At 63.7% G+C, this 14,629-nt stretch carries 12 protein-coding genes; 1 reads left to right on the forward strand and 11 read right to left on the reverse strand.

Going from position 1 to position 14,629, the window contains the following annotated elements; all coding sequences use genetic code 11:
• The first annotated feature begins 74 nt into the window (after positions 1–74).
• Positions 75–2,288: an MMPL family transporter gene (locus tag AUCHE_RS06410; protein WP_245706817.1), complete on the forward strand. Its 2,214-nt coding sequence runs from the start codon at positions 75–77 to the stop codon at positions 2,286–2,288.
• Positions 2,289–2,365: 77 nt separating this feature from the next.
• Here AUCHE_RS06410 and AUCHE_RS06415 read toward each other — a convergent pair whose 3' ends face one another.
• The 11 genes from AUCHE_RS06415 to AUCHE_RS06465 form a co-directional block, all read right to left on the reverse strand.
• Positions 2,366–3,043 (reverse strand): HAD family hydrolase, encoded by a 678-nt coding sequence (locus tag AUCHE_RS06415; protein WP_177175342.1) that lies wholly within the window; start codon positions 3,041–3,043, stop codon positions 2,366–2,368.
• Positions 3,044–3,072: 29 nt separating this feature from the next.
• On the reverse strand, positions 3,073–4,899 hold the full coding sequence (gene aspS / locus AUCHE_RS06420; RefSeq protein ID WP_006502470.1) for an aspartate--tRNA ligase: 1,827 nt from the start codon (positions 4,897–4,899) through the stop codon (positions 3,073–3,075).
• A 226-nt stretch (positions 4,900–5,125) separates the two neighbouring features.
• Positions 5,126–5,569, reverse strand: coding sequence for a YchJ family protein (locus AUCHE_RS06425; protein WP_006502471.1), 444 nt, complete (start codon positions 5,567–5,569; stop codon positions 5,126–5,128).
• On the reverse strand, positions 5,566–6,234 hold the full coding sequence (locus AUCHE_RS06430; protein WP_006502472.1) for an NUDIX domain-containing protein: 669 nt from the start codon (positions 6,232–6,234) through the stop codon (positions 5,566–5,568). The genes AUCHE_RS06425 and AUCHE_RS06430 overlap by 4 nt, the downstream gene beginning before the upstream one ends.
• Entirely contained in the window at positions 6,231–7,928 is a 1,698-nt protein-coding gene (locus AUCHE_RS06435; protein ID WP_052024830.1) for a CTP synthase, read from the reverse strand. The genes AUCHE_RS06430 and AUCHE_RS06435 overlap by 4 nt, the downstream gene beginning before the upstream one ends.
• Before the next feature lie 161 nt (positions 7,929–8,089).
• Complete coding sequence (gene recN / locus AUCHE_RS06440; RefSeq protein ID WP_006502474.1) at positions 8,090–9,841, reverse strand: DNA repair protein RecN; 1,752 nt, start codon at positions 9,839–9,841, stop codon at positions 8,090–8,092.
• 114 nt (positions 9,842–9,955) lie between these two features.
• Positions 9,956–10,864 carry an NAD kinase gene (locus AUCHE_RS06445; RefSeq protein ID WP_006502475.1) on the reverse strand — a complete coding sequence of 303 codons (909 nt, stop codon included), beginning with the start codon at positions 10,862–10,864 and terminating at the stop codon, positions 9,956–9,958.
• Positions 10,861–11,682 (reverse strand): TlyA family RNA methyltransferase, encoded by an 822-nt coding sequence (locus AUCHE_RS06450; RefSeq protein ID WP_006502476.1) that lies wholly within the window; start codon positions 11,680–11,682, stop codon positions 10,861–10,863. Before AUCHE_RS06450 ends, AUCHE_RS06445 begins: the two co-directional genes overlap by 4 nt.
• Positions 11,679–11,903 (reverse strand): hypothetical protein, encoded by a 225-nt coding sequence (locus tag AUCHE_RS06455; protein ID WP_006502477.1) that lies wholly within the window; start codon positions 11,901–11,903, stop codon positions 11,679–11,681. Before AUCHE_RS06455 ends, AUCHE_RS06450 begins: the two co-directional genes overlap by 4 nt.
• A gap of 2 nt (positions 11,904–11,905) precedes the next feature.
• Positions 11,906–12,964: an HAD-IIA family hydrolase gene (locus AUCHE_RS06460; RefSeq protein WP_006502478.1), complete on the reverse strand. Its 1,059-nt coding sequence runs from the start codon at positions 12,962–12,964 to the stop codon at positions 11,906–11,908.
• A 64-nt stretch (positions 12,965–13,028) separates the two neighbouring features.
• The gene (locus tag AUCHE_RS06465; protein ID WP_006502479.1) at positions 13,029–13,682 is read right to left on the reverse strand and encodes a hypothetical protein; all 654 of its coding nucleotides are present in this window, start codon (positions 13,680–13,682) and stop codon (positions 13,029–13,031) included.
• Positions 13,683–14,629 lie beyond the last annotated feature (947 nt).

A 14,629-nucleotide genomic window follows, 5' to 3' on the forward strand; every position in this document is an offset into this window, starting at 1 on the left:
AGTCTGTCACTCCGGGAACCTGAACCTCGATCTCCGCGGTCACCGGCGTCCTACCGGAATGAGAGAGTTGTCCCGTGACCGCCGAAGTACATGAAGTGCATACCGGATCGACACCCCTTCTCCACCGGGCGGGTGCCACCATGGCTCGACATGCCCGGCTGGTCGTCGTGCTGTGGCTGGTCGTCTCAGCCTTGTGTTATGCCGGAGCCACCGGGGCGCTGGGCACGCCGTCACTCTTCTCCCGCTTGCACCAGGCAGAACCCTTCGTCCCGAAGGAGTCCCACGAGGGCAGCAAACTTCTGGAGAGGGCGCGTGACACCGGGCCCAGCGTCCTTGTCCGGGTGGAAGGCGCCGTCTCGACCGATCCGGCTTCCGTCGAAGCCGGAACACGTCTGCAGGAGAAGTTCGCCTCCCGGCCGGGTGTGACCCGGGCGATGTCCCCCTTCGTCGTCCCCGGGGGGGTGCGCACCCCGGAGACGGGCGGATTGTTCGCCCAGGACCGGGAGGACGCCTTCATGTTGGTGCTGGTCGTCGACCGTGCGCTCTCCCAGACCGAACGGCTGGACATCGCCCGGGACGCCCGCCAGCAGGCCCAGGACGCTTTCGCCGCGGTGCCCGGCGCCCGCGTCACCATGGGCGGCGGAATCACCTTCCTCGACGACATCACCTCACAGATCCAGACCGACCTGGCCAAAGGTGAGGGCATCGCACTGCCGTTGTCCTTGATCGTCATGGTCTTCGTCTTCGGGGGTTTCCTCGCGGCCGGTCTACCGATCGTCGGTGCCCTGGCCTCCATCGCAGGGGGGCTGGCCAGCCTGTGGGCCTTCTCCTTCGTCACCGAGCTCGACGCCACAGTGGTCAACATCACCACCTTGTTGGGTCTGGCGCTCTGCATCGACTACGGGCTGTTGATCGTCAGTCGTTTCCGTGAGGAGGTCCGTGCACTCGCTCCGGACGCCTCCCACGACCGGTTGGACCGTGACCATCTCGTGGAGGCCACCGCTCAGACGGTGAACACTGCAGGCCGAACCGTTTTCTTCTCCGCGCTCATCGTGGCGATCTCGCTGGCCGGCCTCACGGTCTTCCCCGCTCCGGTGATCCGCGCCGTGGGGCTGGCCGGGGTCACCGTCGTCCTGGTGGCTTTGGCCGTGGCGATGACCCTGGTTCCGGCGCTCTGTTTCCTGGGCGGTCGCCGTCTCGTGCGCCGACGCAGCGACGATTCCCCCGACGAGGGCCTCTTCGCCAACCTGGCCCGTCTCGTCGCCCGCACCTATGTCCCGATGGTGGTGGCGGCGACGGCGCTGCTGTTGGCGCTGGCCTGGCCGGTGCTGGGTATGCGACAGGTCTCCTCGAGCACGGAGCTGCTGCCTGCCGGCAATACCGAACGCCAGTTCATCGAGGGTGTCCGCCGCGATTTCCCGATGTTGACCGAGCCGACGGCCGTGGTTGTCGCCCGGGCCACTCCGGAGCAGCTGACTGCGTACGGACGGGATGTCGCTTCCCGGGTCCCCGGGGTCTCCTCGGTCGACCCGGCACGTCCGATCGATGACCAGTACTCGGCTTTGGGTATCCGTGCGCAGGGCGCCACCGCGGAGAACGAGCAGGGTAAACAGATCGTCTCCGATCTGCGCGCGCAGCGTCCTGATTTCCAGACCTGGGTGACGGGTTCGGATGCCCAACTGGTCGATTATCTGGATGCGATCCGTGAGCGGGCGCCGTGGGCTGCGGGGATCGTTGCGGCGGCGACCATGGTGTTGATGTTCTTGATGACCGGTTCCTTGGCGTTGCCCTTGAAAGCACTGATCTTCAACGTGCTGTCCTTGGGGGCGAGTCTGGGCATCCTGGCCTGGATCTTCCAGGAGGGGCATCTGCAGGATGTCCTGGGGTTCACGGCCACGCACGGTGTGGAGTCGGTGACCCCGGTCATCCTGTTGGCCTTCGGGTTCGGGTTGGCCATGGATTACGAGCTCTTCCTGCTGTCGCGGATCGTCGAATTGCACGAGCAGGGTTATGACGATGAGCGTGCTGTCGAACTGGGTCTGCAACGTTCCGGGCGGATCATCACCAGCGCCGCGTTGTTGATCTTGATCGTTCTGGGTGGTCTGGCGATGGCGAAGATGCTGATCGTGAAGCAGATCGGGGTGGGGCTGGCGATCTCGGTGGTCCTGGATGCCACTGTCGTCCGGATGTTGTTGGTCCCGGCGACGATGCACCTGCTGGGACGTTGGAACTGGTGGGCGCCGGGCCCATTGCGCAGGTGGCATCAGAAACACGCTATCCGACATTGACCTCGGGGCATGTTCGGCACCATTGCGTGGGGCTTCCTCCTGATGGAGCGTGCCCACGCGGTGGTGTCGGACGACCTTCAGGAAGTCAGGAGACCGTAGTCGGTGAAGATCCGACGTAGGACTGCTCCGTCTTCGATTCCGTCGACGACTTCCGCGTGCAGGCCTACTGATCGAGCGGACTCGACGTTGTCTGGACGGTCGTCGACGAAGAGGACGTTGTCGGCGTCGGCGTCGAGCCGAGCGAGGATGGAGACGAAGTAGGCGGGATCAGGTTTGGCTACCTGTAGTTCGTAGCTGTAGAAGCAACCGTCCAGTAGGGATTCGTACCGGAGGTGTTCCTTCATGTACGCAGCACGAACGGCTTGTTGGTTGGTGGCCAGGTAGCAGCGGGTTCCTCCGCGCCGTAGCTGGGCGACGACGGCCATGGCTCCGGGGTCGACATTGATCTGCAACCACGGCGCCAGAACATGTTCGACATCCGCTGTCGATGGGCCGTGTTCGGCGAGATAGGCCTTCAGATCTTCACGGAAGTCGCTCTCTCCCCTGAGGGAGGCTTTCTCCACCTGGAAGCAGGCTTCGACGAAGTCAGGGGTTTCCCCGATGGCGAGCAGACGTTCCAGCCAGTCGTCCGGTGGACGTTGCAGTACTCCGTCGGCGTCCAGGAGGACGATACCGGGGCGGTGGGATCCGCCGCCCCTGAGTATTTCCCCCTCCTCAGGGTTGCGATCCGCGCGTGGGCCGGGCGCGGTCGGCAACCCCGAGGGGGGTCTCGTGCCTTCTCCGGTCATGCTCCGGGTCGGGTGTCAGCTTCTGTCTCCGTTTTCTTCGTGCCGCCACTCTGTGGTGTGGCGTCGACGCCGGCTTCCTTGCGCTGTTGCGGAGTGATCGGAGCCGGAGCCTCGGTCAGTGGGTCGAACCCGCCACCGGATTTCGGGAAGGCGATGACGTCCCTGATCGAGTCGTAGCCGCCGAGCAGCATGACGATCCGGTCCCAGCCGAAGGCCACTCCGCCGTGCGGCGGGGCGCCGTAGGCGAAAGCGTCGAGGAGGAAACCGAATTTCTCCTGGGATTGTTCTTCGGTCAGGCCCATGACCTTGAAGACGCGTTCCTGGACGTCGCGCCGGTGGATACGGATCGATCCACCGCCGATTTCGTTGCCATTGCAGACCATGTCGTAGGCGTAGGCCAGGGCCGGGCCGGGGTCGCTGTCGAAGGTGTCGAGATATTCGGCCTTCGGAGAGGTGAAGGCATGGTGGACTGCGGTCCAGGCTCCTGCGCCGACGGCCACGTCGCCTGCGGCGACGGCTTCGCTGGTCGGTTCGAAGAGGGGAGCGTCGTTCACCCAGAGGAAGCTCCATGCATTTTCATCGATGAGTCCGCAGCGTTGACCGATCTCGAGGCGTGCTGCGCCGAGCAGTGCGCGACTGGCTTTGGTCGTACCGGCCGCGAAGAAGATGCAGTCTCCGGGGCGTGCCCCGGTGTGCGCGGGCAGAGCTGCCAGTTCGGCTTCGGAGAGGTTCTTGGCCACGGGGCCGGCCAGCGTCCCGTCTTCGCCCACGGTGATGTAGGCCAGCCCCTTCGCGCCCCGTTGCTTGGCCCATTCCTGCCAGGCGTCGAACTGCCGCCGCGGCTGGCTACCACCGCCGGGCATGACGACCGCGCCGACGTATTCGGCCTGGAAGACCCGGAAGGAAGTCTCCTTGAACAGTTCAGTGCAGTCGACGAGTTCTTGACCGAAACGCAGATCGGGCTTGTCGGAGCCGAAGCGGGCCATGGCCTCGCTGTAGGCCATCCGCGGGAACGGCGTCGGCAGTTCCACCCCGATCAGCTTCCAGATCTCGCGGACGACGGCCTCGCCGACCTCGATCACGTCGTCTTCGGTGACGAAGCTCATTTCGATGTCCAGCTGGGTGAACTCCGGCTGGCGGTCGGCGCGGAAGTCCTCGTCGCGGTAGCAACGCGCGATCTGGTAGTAGCGCTCCATGCCGGCGACCATGAGGAGCTGCTTGAACAGCTGTGGGCTCTGTGGCAGGGCGTACCAGGATCCGGGTGCGAGTCGAGCCGGAACCAGGAAGTCACGGGCGCCTTCGGGGGTGGATCGGGTCAGGGTCGGTGTCTCGATCTCCACGAAGTCGCGCGCGCCGAGTACCCGCCGTGCAGCTTCGTTGACTTTGCTGCGCAGGCGGATCGCGTGTCCGGCGTTGTGCGCCCCAGGACGTCGCAGATCCAGATAGCGGTGACGCAGCCTGGCTTCTTCACCGACGGTGGTGCGTTCGTCGATCTGGAAAGGCAACGGAGCGGCTTCGGAGAGCACCTCGATGTCGGTCGCGACGACTTCGATCTGTCCGGTGGGCAGGTCGGGGTTGACGTTCTCGGCGCTGCGGGGGGTGACCTCGCCGACGACCTTGACGCAGTACTCGTTGCGCAGGCTGTGAGCGGCTCCGGTGAGCACTTCGTCACGGGCGACGATCTGCACGATCCCGCTGGCGTCCCGGACGTCGATGAATTCGACGCCGCCGTGATCGCGCCTGTTGGCCACCCAGCCTGTGAGCGTGACGGTCGTTCCGGCGTGCTCGGCCCGCAGGGAGCCGGCGGTGTGCGTACGGAGCACGGTGGGTCCTTCGATCGGTGGATCACTGGTCTGGGTTGTCGCCCGCCTCGTCCGGCCCGCGAGATGTCCCGGGGCGGTGCGTCGTGCAGGGGACGGCGCTGCACCGGTGGAGTGGATGAAGGTTCCGGACGGCGCAACGGTCGTGTCCCATGGTACGCGTCCGACGCAGCCGGCTTCGAGCGTATTAAGGTTCGGGCGGGAGGCCCCGGGGACGCCCTACCCGGGCTCAGTCGAGGAATTCCCCGTCGACGTAGACCCACCGCCCGGCACGTCGCTCGAATCGGCTCGTCTCGGTCATGGCGTGTTCACGGCCCTCGCGTCCGCGGGATCGGGCCCGGTAGGTCACCACACCTGTGTCGTCGTCGGCTTTTCCCTTCCTGGTCTCCAAGATTTCCAATGAGATCCAACGGTGGCCGGGGTCCAGGTTCAACGCTTCGGGTCTGGTCCGGGGATGCCAGGTCCGTAGCAGGTAGGCCTCGTCGCCCAGGGCGAAGGCGCTGTACCTGCTGCGCATCACCTGTTCGGCTGTGATTGCCCGTTCCTTGCCCGAGTGCAGTGGCGCACAGCATCCTTCGTACGTTCTGTCTGTCGCCGTCCCGCCACAGGGGCAGCGTTCTTCCTCTGCCGGTCGGATGTTCCCGAAGACACCTGCGCCGAAGGCCCCGCTCATCCTCGTCCTCCGGGGTGCGCGAGGAACTCCGTGTCCGCCGACCGCAAGGTGTTCCAGCCGTGTCTCCGGGCAGCGGCCGTGGCCAGGATCCCCAGCTGGGCGACACCGTTGGTGAGTCTGCCGGACAGCACTGCGCTCTCTGCCTGGTCGAGAGGAACCCAGGCTGTCGGCATTCCGAGTTCTTCGGCGTCTCGGTCGTGTCTTTCCGTGGCGGGCACTTCGGACAGGTCTTGGGCCAGGAAGATACGGATCGCTTCACCCAGTCCGCCGGGTGAGGGGAACAGGTCGGTGAGCAGGTGCCAGGTTTCTGCGCGCAGGTCGGCTTCTTCGGCCAGCTCACGTGCCGCGGCTTCCTGGGCTCTTTCCCCGGGGACGTCCAACAGTCCTGCGGGGAGTTCCCATTCGGTGGCTCGCACCGGGTGTCGGTACTGCTTGATCAGCAGGATGTCAGGTCCGCCGGGACGCTCTCGCAGAGCCACGATGCTGACTGCACCGGGGTGTTCGATGTACTGGCGGGTGACCTGTCCTGCCGGTCCGAGGTCGATCCGATCGGCGCGGACGTCCCAGACCATGCCTCGGAAGGCGGTCTCCTGGGCGAGCACCGGTCTGCTCTGGAAGTCGTCGGTCAGGGCGTCGCCGTCGAGGCGAGGAGCGTCGAGGCTCATTTTTTGCTGTTCCCTCGCCGGTTGGTGCTTTTCACCGACGCAGGATCTGTGCTCGGCTCGGTCTGTTGCTGGTTGAGCGCGGCACGGACGAGTCCGGCGAAGAGTGGGTGCGCGCGGTGGGGGCGGGAGAGGAACTCGGGGTGTGCCTGGGTGGAGACGTAGTAGGGGTGTACCGAGGAGGGGAGCTCGACGAATTCCACCAGGGAACCGTCGGGGCTGGTCCCGGAGAACACCAGTCCTGCTTTCTCGAGCTGTTCCCGGTAGGCGTTGTTGACCTCGTACCGGTGGCGGTGGCGTTCGTCCGCCGTCGAGGTTCCGTAGGTTGCGGCGACGACAGTTCCTTCGGCGAGACGGGCCGGATAGGAGCCGAGTCGCATGGTGCCGCCCATGTCGCCGCCGGCCCCTTCGACGAAGGATTCTTGTTCAGACATCGTGGCGATCACCGGCGCTGTGGTCTGCGGGTCGAATTCGCTACTGCTTGCTCCATCGATCCCCGCGACGTGGCGGGCGTACTCGATGACCATGCATTGAAGTCCAAGGCAGATTCCCAGGGTCGGGGTGCCGTTCTCCCTGGCCCAACGGAGCGCACCGAGTTTCCCTTCGATCCCTCGGACACCGAAGCCTCCTGGTACCAGGACGGCGTCCACACCGGCGAGTGCGGTCTGGGCTCCTTCGGGGGTCTGACATTCGTCCGAGGCCACCCAACGGATGTTCACCTTGGCGTCGTGGTGGAACCCACCTGAGCGGAGCGCCTCCGTGATCGACAGGTAGGCGTCCGGCAGGTCGATGTACTTGCCGATGAGGGCGATCTCGACGTGGTGGGACGGTTGATGCACCCGACGCAGCAGGGTGTCCCATTCCTTCCATTCGACGTCCCTGAAAGGCAGCCCGAGGCGACGGACCAGGTAGGCGTCCAGTCCTTGGGAGTGCAGCACTTTGGGGATGTCGTAGATCGAGGGGGCGTCTGTGCAGGCGATGGTGCCCTCGTGGTCGACGTCGCAGGCCAGCGCGATCTTTCGTTTCATGCTCTCGGGGATCTCCCGGTCGGCGCGTAGCACGATGGCGTCGGGTTGGAGTCCCAGCTGTCGCAGCGCCGCGACGGAGTGTTGGGTGGGTTTGGTCTTGAGTTCTCCGCTCGGCGCGAGATAGGGCACGAGACTGACGTGCAGGAAGAAGCAGTTCTCCCGTCCGAGGTCGTGACGGACCTGGCGGGCTGCCTCGAGGAAGGGCAGGGATTCGATGTCACCGACGGTTCCGCCGATCTCGGTGATGATGACCTGCGGTGGTCTCTTCGCCGAGGCTTGTTCCCGCATCCGTTCTTTGATCTCGTTGGTGATGTGGGGGATGACTTGGACGGTGTCGCCCAGGTATTCTCCGCGCCTTTCCTTGGCGATGACTCGGCTGTAGACCTGCCCGGTGGTGACATTGGCAGCCTGGGAGAGGGGGACGTCGAGGAAACGCTCGTAATGGCCGATGTCGAGATCGGTCTCTGCGCCGTCGTCCGTGACGAAGACTTCGCCGTGTTGGAAGGGGTTCATCGTCCCCGGGTCGACGTTCAGGTACGGATCGAGTTTCTGCATGGTGACCCGTAGCCCGCGCTGACGGAGCAGAAATCCGAGGCTGGATGCCGTCAGTCCCTTGCCGAGGGACGAGGCAACGCCTCCGGTCACGAAGATATGTTTCGTTTGCGCCACGGACTTTGATTCTACGTCACCTTCGTCCGGGTCCAGACCTTTCTCCTGAGCGGTGGGATCCTTCCGACCCAGCTGACGGTCCCCTGCGCTGCAGCAGGACAGCCCCAGCACATGTCAGGATGTCGGAAACGAATGTGGGGCAGCGAGCTTGGGAGAAACGGTCATCGGGCGCGTTGGGTCGCTTGTTCACGCAGTTCACGAGCATGTTGCACGGCGACCTCACTTTCGGCTCCGGCCATCATCCTGGCCAGTTCTCGGAGGCGTCCGTCCTCGTCCAGGACGCTGATCCCGCTGGTCGTGATCTGCCCTTCGCTGCTTTTGTGGATCACGAGGTGGGCGTCGGCGAAAGCGGCGACCTGGGGAAGGTGGGTCACTACGATCACCTGAGCGTGGCGGGCCAGTCGGGACAGTCTCGCTCCGACGTCCAAGGCTGCTTTTCCTCCTACTCCTGCGTCGACTTCGTCGAAGACGAACGTACGAGGTCGGGGCGCCGAACTGTCCTCTGATACGGCTCCGGTGACGACCTCCAGGGCGAGCATGACCCGGGAGAGTTCTCCGCCGCTGGCCGCTTTGGCGACGGTGCGCGGCGGGGCTCCGGGGTTGGCTGCCAGTCTGATCTCCACGAGGTCGATGCCATGTGGGTGGCAACGCACCCGACGTCCGTCGGCCAGCGGCAGGCCGTGTCCGGAGTCTTCTTGTTGGTCGACGACCACGTCGACCTGGGCTCGTCCCATGGCCAGGTGGGCGAGTTCCTCGGTCACGGCTCGGCCCAGGCTCGTCGCGACCTTCTGCCGGGCTCGGCTCAGCGCTGTTGCGGCTTCGGACAGGATCTGTTGTTCCTTGGCCGCTTGTGCGCGGAGTGCTTCGATTCGATCGTGCGACCCTTCGAGTTCGTCCAACCGGGCTGCTGCCCGTCGCCCCCATTCCAGGACCTGGTCGATGTCGTCCCCGTAGCTTCGTGTGAGCCTGGCGAGCGCGGCCCGGCGTTCCTGGACAGCTGCGAGCCTGGTCGGGTCGGCGTCGACATCGCTGAGGTAGGCGGCCAGCTCCGCGCCGAGATCTGTGGTGAGGTAGGCCAGCTCGGCGGCTCGGCGTTCCAGGTCGGCGAGTTGCTCGTCGTGGTCGGACTGCCCGGAGAGCGCTGTTCTGGCTGTGGCGAGCAGACCTGCGGCGCCTCCGTCGTCCGGTATTTCCTGGTTCCCGGTCAGTGCGTCGTGCGCGATGCCTGCGGCTGCCCGCAGAGCGTCGGTGTGTGAGAGACGTTGGTCCTCGGCACGGAGTTCTTCGTCCTCTCCGGGCAGCGGGTCGATTTCCTCCAGTTCGGCGAGTCCACGACGTAGGACTTCGATCTCGACGGCCCGGTCTCGGCTCGATTCGGTGACCTGGCGGATCTCGGCCTGGGTCGAGGCTAGCGCGCTGTAGGCGTCCGTATAGGACTGTGCAAGCGGTGCGATGGTAGCCGCACCGTAGTCGTCGAGGACGATCCGGTGCTCCTCAGGCCTGCGGAGGCGCCACTGGTCGGACTGTCCGTGGACGGCGACGAGCATCTCGCCGATGTCGTTGAGGACGGAAACCGGGGTCTGCCGGCCCCCGACGTGTGCTCTGCTGCGGCCTTCGGCGGAGACGGTGCGGCTGATGATCAGGTCGTCTTCGATGTCTGCTCCGGCGTCGAGCGCTCGTTCTCGTGCGGGGTGGCCGTCAGGAACGTCGAGGAGTCCTTCGATCACGGCGGCTCGTTCGTCCGCACGGACCATAGCTGTGTCGCCGCGGGCTCCGAGCAACAGGCCCAGCCCGGAGATCACCATCGTCTTTCCCGCGCCGGTCTCACCGGTGAGGACATTGAGCCCGTCGCTGAGGTCGAGGACGGCGTCGTCGATGACACCTAGACCTTGGATTCGCATCTGGCGGAGCATGAGGCCAGCGTAGGCATAGGACGGTGGTACTCCGGGCACGTGGCTGGCTTGCTTGGGGATCTTCGCTTTGCGTGGTCCACCTTGAGGGTTTCTTGTGTCCGGTTTTCCCGGCGCTCATCTGCGGGTCGTGCTGTTCCGTCCACGCCAGCCGTGGACGGAAAGCGCAAATTTCTCCACGAGACGGTCGGTGAAGGGCGCGTTGTCGAGTCGAGCGAGGCGCACCGGAAGGTCGCTGCGTCGAACTTCCACGCGCGCGGCTTCGGGGAGTTCCACAGGCCGGGATCCGTCGCACCACATGACGCCTTGCCCTTCGGTGCCAGCGACCAGGTCAACGGCTACATGGGAGTCCGGCCCGACGACAAGAGGCCGGGCGAACAACGCATGCGCGGAGATGGGAACGAGGAGGAGTGCTTCCACGTCCGGCCAGACGACCGGTCCGCCTGCGGAGAAGGCGTAGGCGGTGCTTCCGGTGGGTGTGGCCACGATGACGCCGTCGCACCCCCATGTCGACAGCGGGCGGCCGTCGATCTCGAGGACGAGTTCGAGCATGCGTTCCCGGGCTGCTTTCTCGACCGTGACCTCGTTGAGCGCCCAGCTGGTGGCGATGACGTCCTGACGGTGTAGGGCGGTGACGTCGAGGGTCATCCGTTCTTCGACGGAGTAGTCACCGGTCACGACGTGTCGGACGACGTCGGTGAGGGCGTCTCGTTCGGCCTGGGCGAGAAAACCTACATGGCCGAAGTTCACACCGAGGAGGGGAATGCCGGATCCTCGCGCGATGTCAGCGGCTCGGAGGATCGTGCCGTCTCCACCGAGGACGCAGACCAACTCTGCACTTTCTGCGGGCGAGTCCGGATCGGCGGCGACGATCAGAGGATTCGTGTTTCTTCCGATCACGTCGAGTTCTGCCGGGGACATCGCTACTTTCATCCCGGCGCGGGTGAAGAGTGCAGCTATCTCGCAGGTGTGATGACGCAGTTCGGAACGGGTGACATTGGTGATGAGCAGTACAGTGCGCGTCATCGTGTCCTTCCCGGAAGGTCGACGGCGGCGGCGGCGTCCGCTTCGTCGTCGGTCGAGGCGAGGTCTTTTCTCGTCGTCACCCACATTAGATACTCGTGGTTTCCGGTACGTCCGGGCAGGCCTGTTGTGTGGATCTCCCGGGGGTACAGGCCTTGTTGACGTACTGCGCGGGCCACCTCGAGGATCGCTCTACGATGTTCGTGCAGGTCGCGGACAACGCCGTTCTTGTCGAGTGCGCTGCGTCCGCACTCGAACTGGGGTTTGACGAGGAGAACAGCCTGGCCGGGCTCTGCGACCAGTCCGGCGATGGCGGGTACGACCAGTGCCAGGGACACGAAACTCAGGTCGCTGACGACGACGGGGAAGGGACCTCCGATGTCGCCGGGGCCGGTCTCGCGGATGTTACGGCCGGATTCCTCTCGGACCCTAGGGTCGGACCGGAGCGCAGGCGCCAGTTGTCCGTGTCCGACATCGAGCGCTGTGACTTCGGCTGCGCCGTGGGCAAGGAGGACTTGGGTGAATCCCCCGGTCGAGGCTCCAATGTCGAGGCAGCGTTGTCCGGTCACGTCTAGGGGATTTTCATGGTTTCCGGCGAAAAGCTCGAAGGCTTTTTCTAGTTTGTGGGCACCACGTCCGACAGGGGCCGGCCCTTCCCGGTGGACGACGATGTGGCTTGTTTCGTCCACCGGGGTCGAGGGTTTTCGTATAACGGCTCCGTCGAGTTGCACTTTGCCTGACTTGATCAGTTCTCGGGCATCTCCACGTGAGCGGGCTAGACCGTGTACGACCAGGGCCGTGTCGATACGCGAGAGGTTCATCCTTCCGCGGCTTCCTGCAGTTGTCGCCGGAGATCGTGGTGCAGGCGGGTCCCGAGTTCGATGGCATTGTCGAAATCTGTGATCTCGAGTTCCATGAGTTGGTCCAAGGTTCCGTTGCACTCCGGGCGGTCGTTTTCCCCAGCAGCCTGACATTTAGGGTGCGGTGAAGGATAGGGCGTAGGAGCACGTCCTTCGTCGTCGAAGACGTCACGGTTGCCCACGGTCAGTCCTGTGCGGCTCGCTGAGCTGCGATCTGCACCGCGTCTGCTTGATGACGGACCTCTTTCTCATCGGCCAGAAGCCCTGTGTCTCGGGCCTTCCAGGCTGCTGAGACAAAGGCTCGCATGGCAGCTTCCGGTTCACCGCTGGCAGTCATCGTCCCGTCCGCAGCGATGACGACCTCCGCGTCGGTGCATCTCGCGGTGACCTGTGACCGGTCGCACTGCACGGCGGGTTCCTCATAAGGGTTCGACAGGGCTCGGAGATCGCTGGCGATGTAACGAGGTCTCAGCAGAGTTGGCGCCATGACGACATCTGCGATGTCGTTAACCCCGGTCAAGACGAACAGGGAGTCGATTCCTGTCTTGTTGGCACCTTCGATATCGGTGTCGAGCCGGTCTCCCACCGCGAGCGTGTCAGCCAGGGCTCCTCCGAGGACCGATGCTGAAAGCTCGTAGAGCGCGGTCTGTGGCTTTCCAACGACGAAGGGGTCGATAGCCACTGCTTGGCGTACTGCACCTACGAGAGATCCGTTCCCTGGCGCGATCCCTCGAGCAGTAGGGATGGTGAGGTCGGTATTCGAGGCCACCCAAATCGCCCCCTCGGCGATAGCGTAAGCAGCTTCGGCCAGGTCCGCCCAGTTGACCTCTCGTCCGTAGCCTTGAAGCACGGCAGCTACTTTTCGACCTCCTGCGGCGTCTGCACTGTTCACGGCGCAGAGTCCTGCTGAAGTCAATGCTTGGGCTACGCCTGCTCCCCCGATAGCCAGAACGGGGCTTCCTGGCGTGAGGATCTGTGCCAGATGGGAAGCACCGGCCTGCGCGCTGGTGACGACATCTGCTGGCTCAAGAATAAGCCCGAGCGATCTGAGCTGATCAGCAACTTCAAGTGGCGTGCGAGATGCATTGTTCGTGGCATAGACCACGCCCAGGCCAGCCCTGCGGACGGTAGCGAGAGTTTCCACTGCATGTGGCACCGCTTGCGGACCCCGATAAACCACTCCGTCGAGGTCGCATACGATTCCACGATAAAGATTGAGCAAGCGGGAAGATACGTCTGTCATAAAGATTCACCCCTGCGCATCGATGATAATTTATTCCCCTTGGGGCGACCCGAAGGCTGTGTCTTCACAGAATTCTTTCTGAGGGTGACTCTTCCGGCTGCTTATCCTCATTCAGGCCTACAACAGGTTTGACCAAGGCTTCCCCCTCTTCTCCGAGATCGACGAAAACAATTCCGTCGATCTCGTCCAAGCGCTCGGCAGCGTCCGTGAGGTTCTCGACGTCTGCATCTGCAGCTTCCGCAAACCACGCGCGAGCAAGTTCGGTATCTCCCCGGCTCATGAGCGCATCGCCGTACGCGTAGAACAAACGCGCAGACCACGGATCCCGTCTGTTCGGATCAAGATCAGGAGTCTCGAGTAGTACCACGGAAGCATCGAGATGGCCCATATCGCGGCGGATCCCGGAGCAGACAATCAGAAGCTCAACCCGCTCCGATTTTGTCAGAGTTCGTGCTTCAGGTGACCCGGCCAGTTCAAGAGCGCGTTCGGGACGTCCCAGCCCACGCTCGCAGTCGACCATGAGAGGTAGAAGGTGCTGTGAACCGGATAGCCTCCGCGCTGTCCTGAACTCGCTCAGAGCCATTTGGTAATCACCTTCACGATAAGCGACTAAGCCTCGGGCCTCACGCACTGCTGCGACTCTGCCAGCTCTTCGAACAGCTGTTTCTGCATGTGCGCGGGCGCCCTCGATATCCACATCGAGTAAACGGGAAATCATGACCAGATGCTGCCCAACTCCTTTAGCGTTGTCTTTGCTCAGAGTACGCAGCTCGTTCTTGATCGCTCGGTCGATCTCCAGTCCAGTGATATCTGCATCGATAGCAGGGTCTGGCTTCCGTTCATGCTTTGGCGCTAGTCGCGATCCCCCCCGTGTGACAAACTCAGATTTTTCGTCTGGGCGACGGACTCCGGAGCGCCCCTCAGTACCTTTTTGGCTCCGGGGTAGACGTTGTTCCTCACGACCGCCTTTCCAACCAGGTCGACCTCGCTCATCTCGTGAATTCTTAGAACCTGGAAGGGACGAGCCCCTGCGTCCACTGTCCCGTCGTTCACCTTGTCCGCGACTGCCAGCTACTTGCCGTTTTGATCCATCACGGCCAGTACGGGGGCCTCTCCGCGGCCCTCTACCGTCCCCATGGTCCTGGTCTACGTGCCTGAAATGAAATTTCTTATCCGCTCGTGCATCTTTTGCAGACCGTTCTTGGGCTGAACCAGCATCTCGGCGGTTTTTACCCGTTTGTGCTTCTTGCGAGAAACTTCTCTTCTGCTGTTCTGCTGTGCCGGCGGCTTGCGCATCGTCGATTTCAGAGGGCTGTTGCTCCCCGTCGACTCGGTTCCACCGAGACCGCCCTGCTCCCGGCATGTTTCGGTCCTGAGACACTTCGTTCCCCTCTTCTGATCTGCACGCGTGGTCGTTGCACGACCATGAACAAGGTTATCGAATACCTGCCATCAGCGTCTAAGCGCTTCTTACCCTGATGCTTGGTGACGTAGAGGAAGCTGCTGGTAAGCCAGATGCGCCATCTTTGAAGAAGAGCGTCGACCAAGTTTATTCAGACTGATCTTGATGCTCTCTCCGCTGCGCTTAGCTCATCGGTCAGGAAACGCCTAACCATCAGAAGCTGAAGACCATGATTTAGGCGTGGGTGTTGGGGGTTTTCGGGT

Origin of the sequence: Austwickia chelonae NBRC 105200 (assembly GCF_000298175.1) — a bacterium.
In the GTDB taxonomy this organism is placed as follows: domain Bacteria; phylum Actinomycetota; class Actinomycetes; order Actinomycetales; family Dermatophilaceae; genus Austwickia; species Austwickia chelonae.

Excerpts from the sequence above, each read along its gene's own strand:
- AUCHE_RS06450 (WP_006502476.1), bottom strand. The coding sequence starts at position 11,682 with ATGAACCTCTCGCGTATCGACACGGCCCTGGTCGTACACGGTCTAGCC.
- AUCHE_RS06460 (WP_006502478.1), bottom strand. The coding sequence starts at position 12,964 with ATGACAGACGTATCTTCCCGCTTGCTCAATCTTTATCGTGGAATCGTA.
- AUCHE_RS06465 (WP_006502479.1), bottom strand. The coding sequence starts at position 13,682 with ATGATTTCCCGTTTACTCGATGTGGATATCGAGGGCGCCCGCGCACAT.
- AUCHE_RS06425 (WP_006502471.1), bottom strand. The coding sequence starts at position 5,569 with ATGAGCGGGGCCTTCGGCGCAGGTGTCTTCGGGAACATCCGACCGGCA.
- recN (WP_006502474.1), bottom strand. The coding sequence starts at position 9,841 with ATGCTCCGCCAGATGCGAATCCAAGGTCTAGGTGTCATCGACGACGCC.
- AUCHE_RS06445 (WP_006502475.1), bottom strand. The coding sequence starts at position 10,864 with ATGACGCGCACTGTACTGCTCATCACCAATGTCACCCGTTCCGAACTG.
- AUCHE_RS06430 (WP_006502472.1), bottom strand. The coding sequence starts at position 6,234 with ATGAGCCTCGACGCTCCTCGCCTCGACGGCGACGCCCTGACCGACGAC.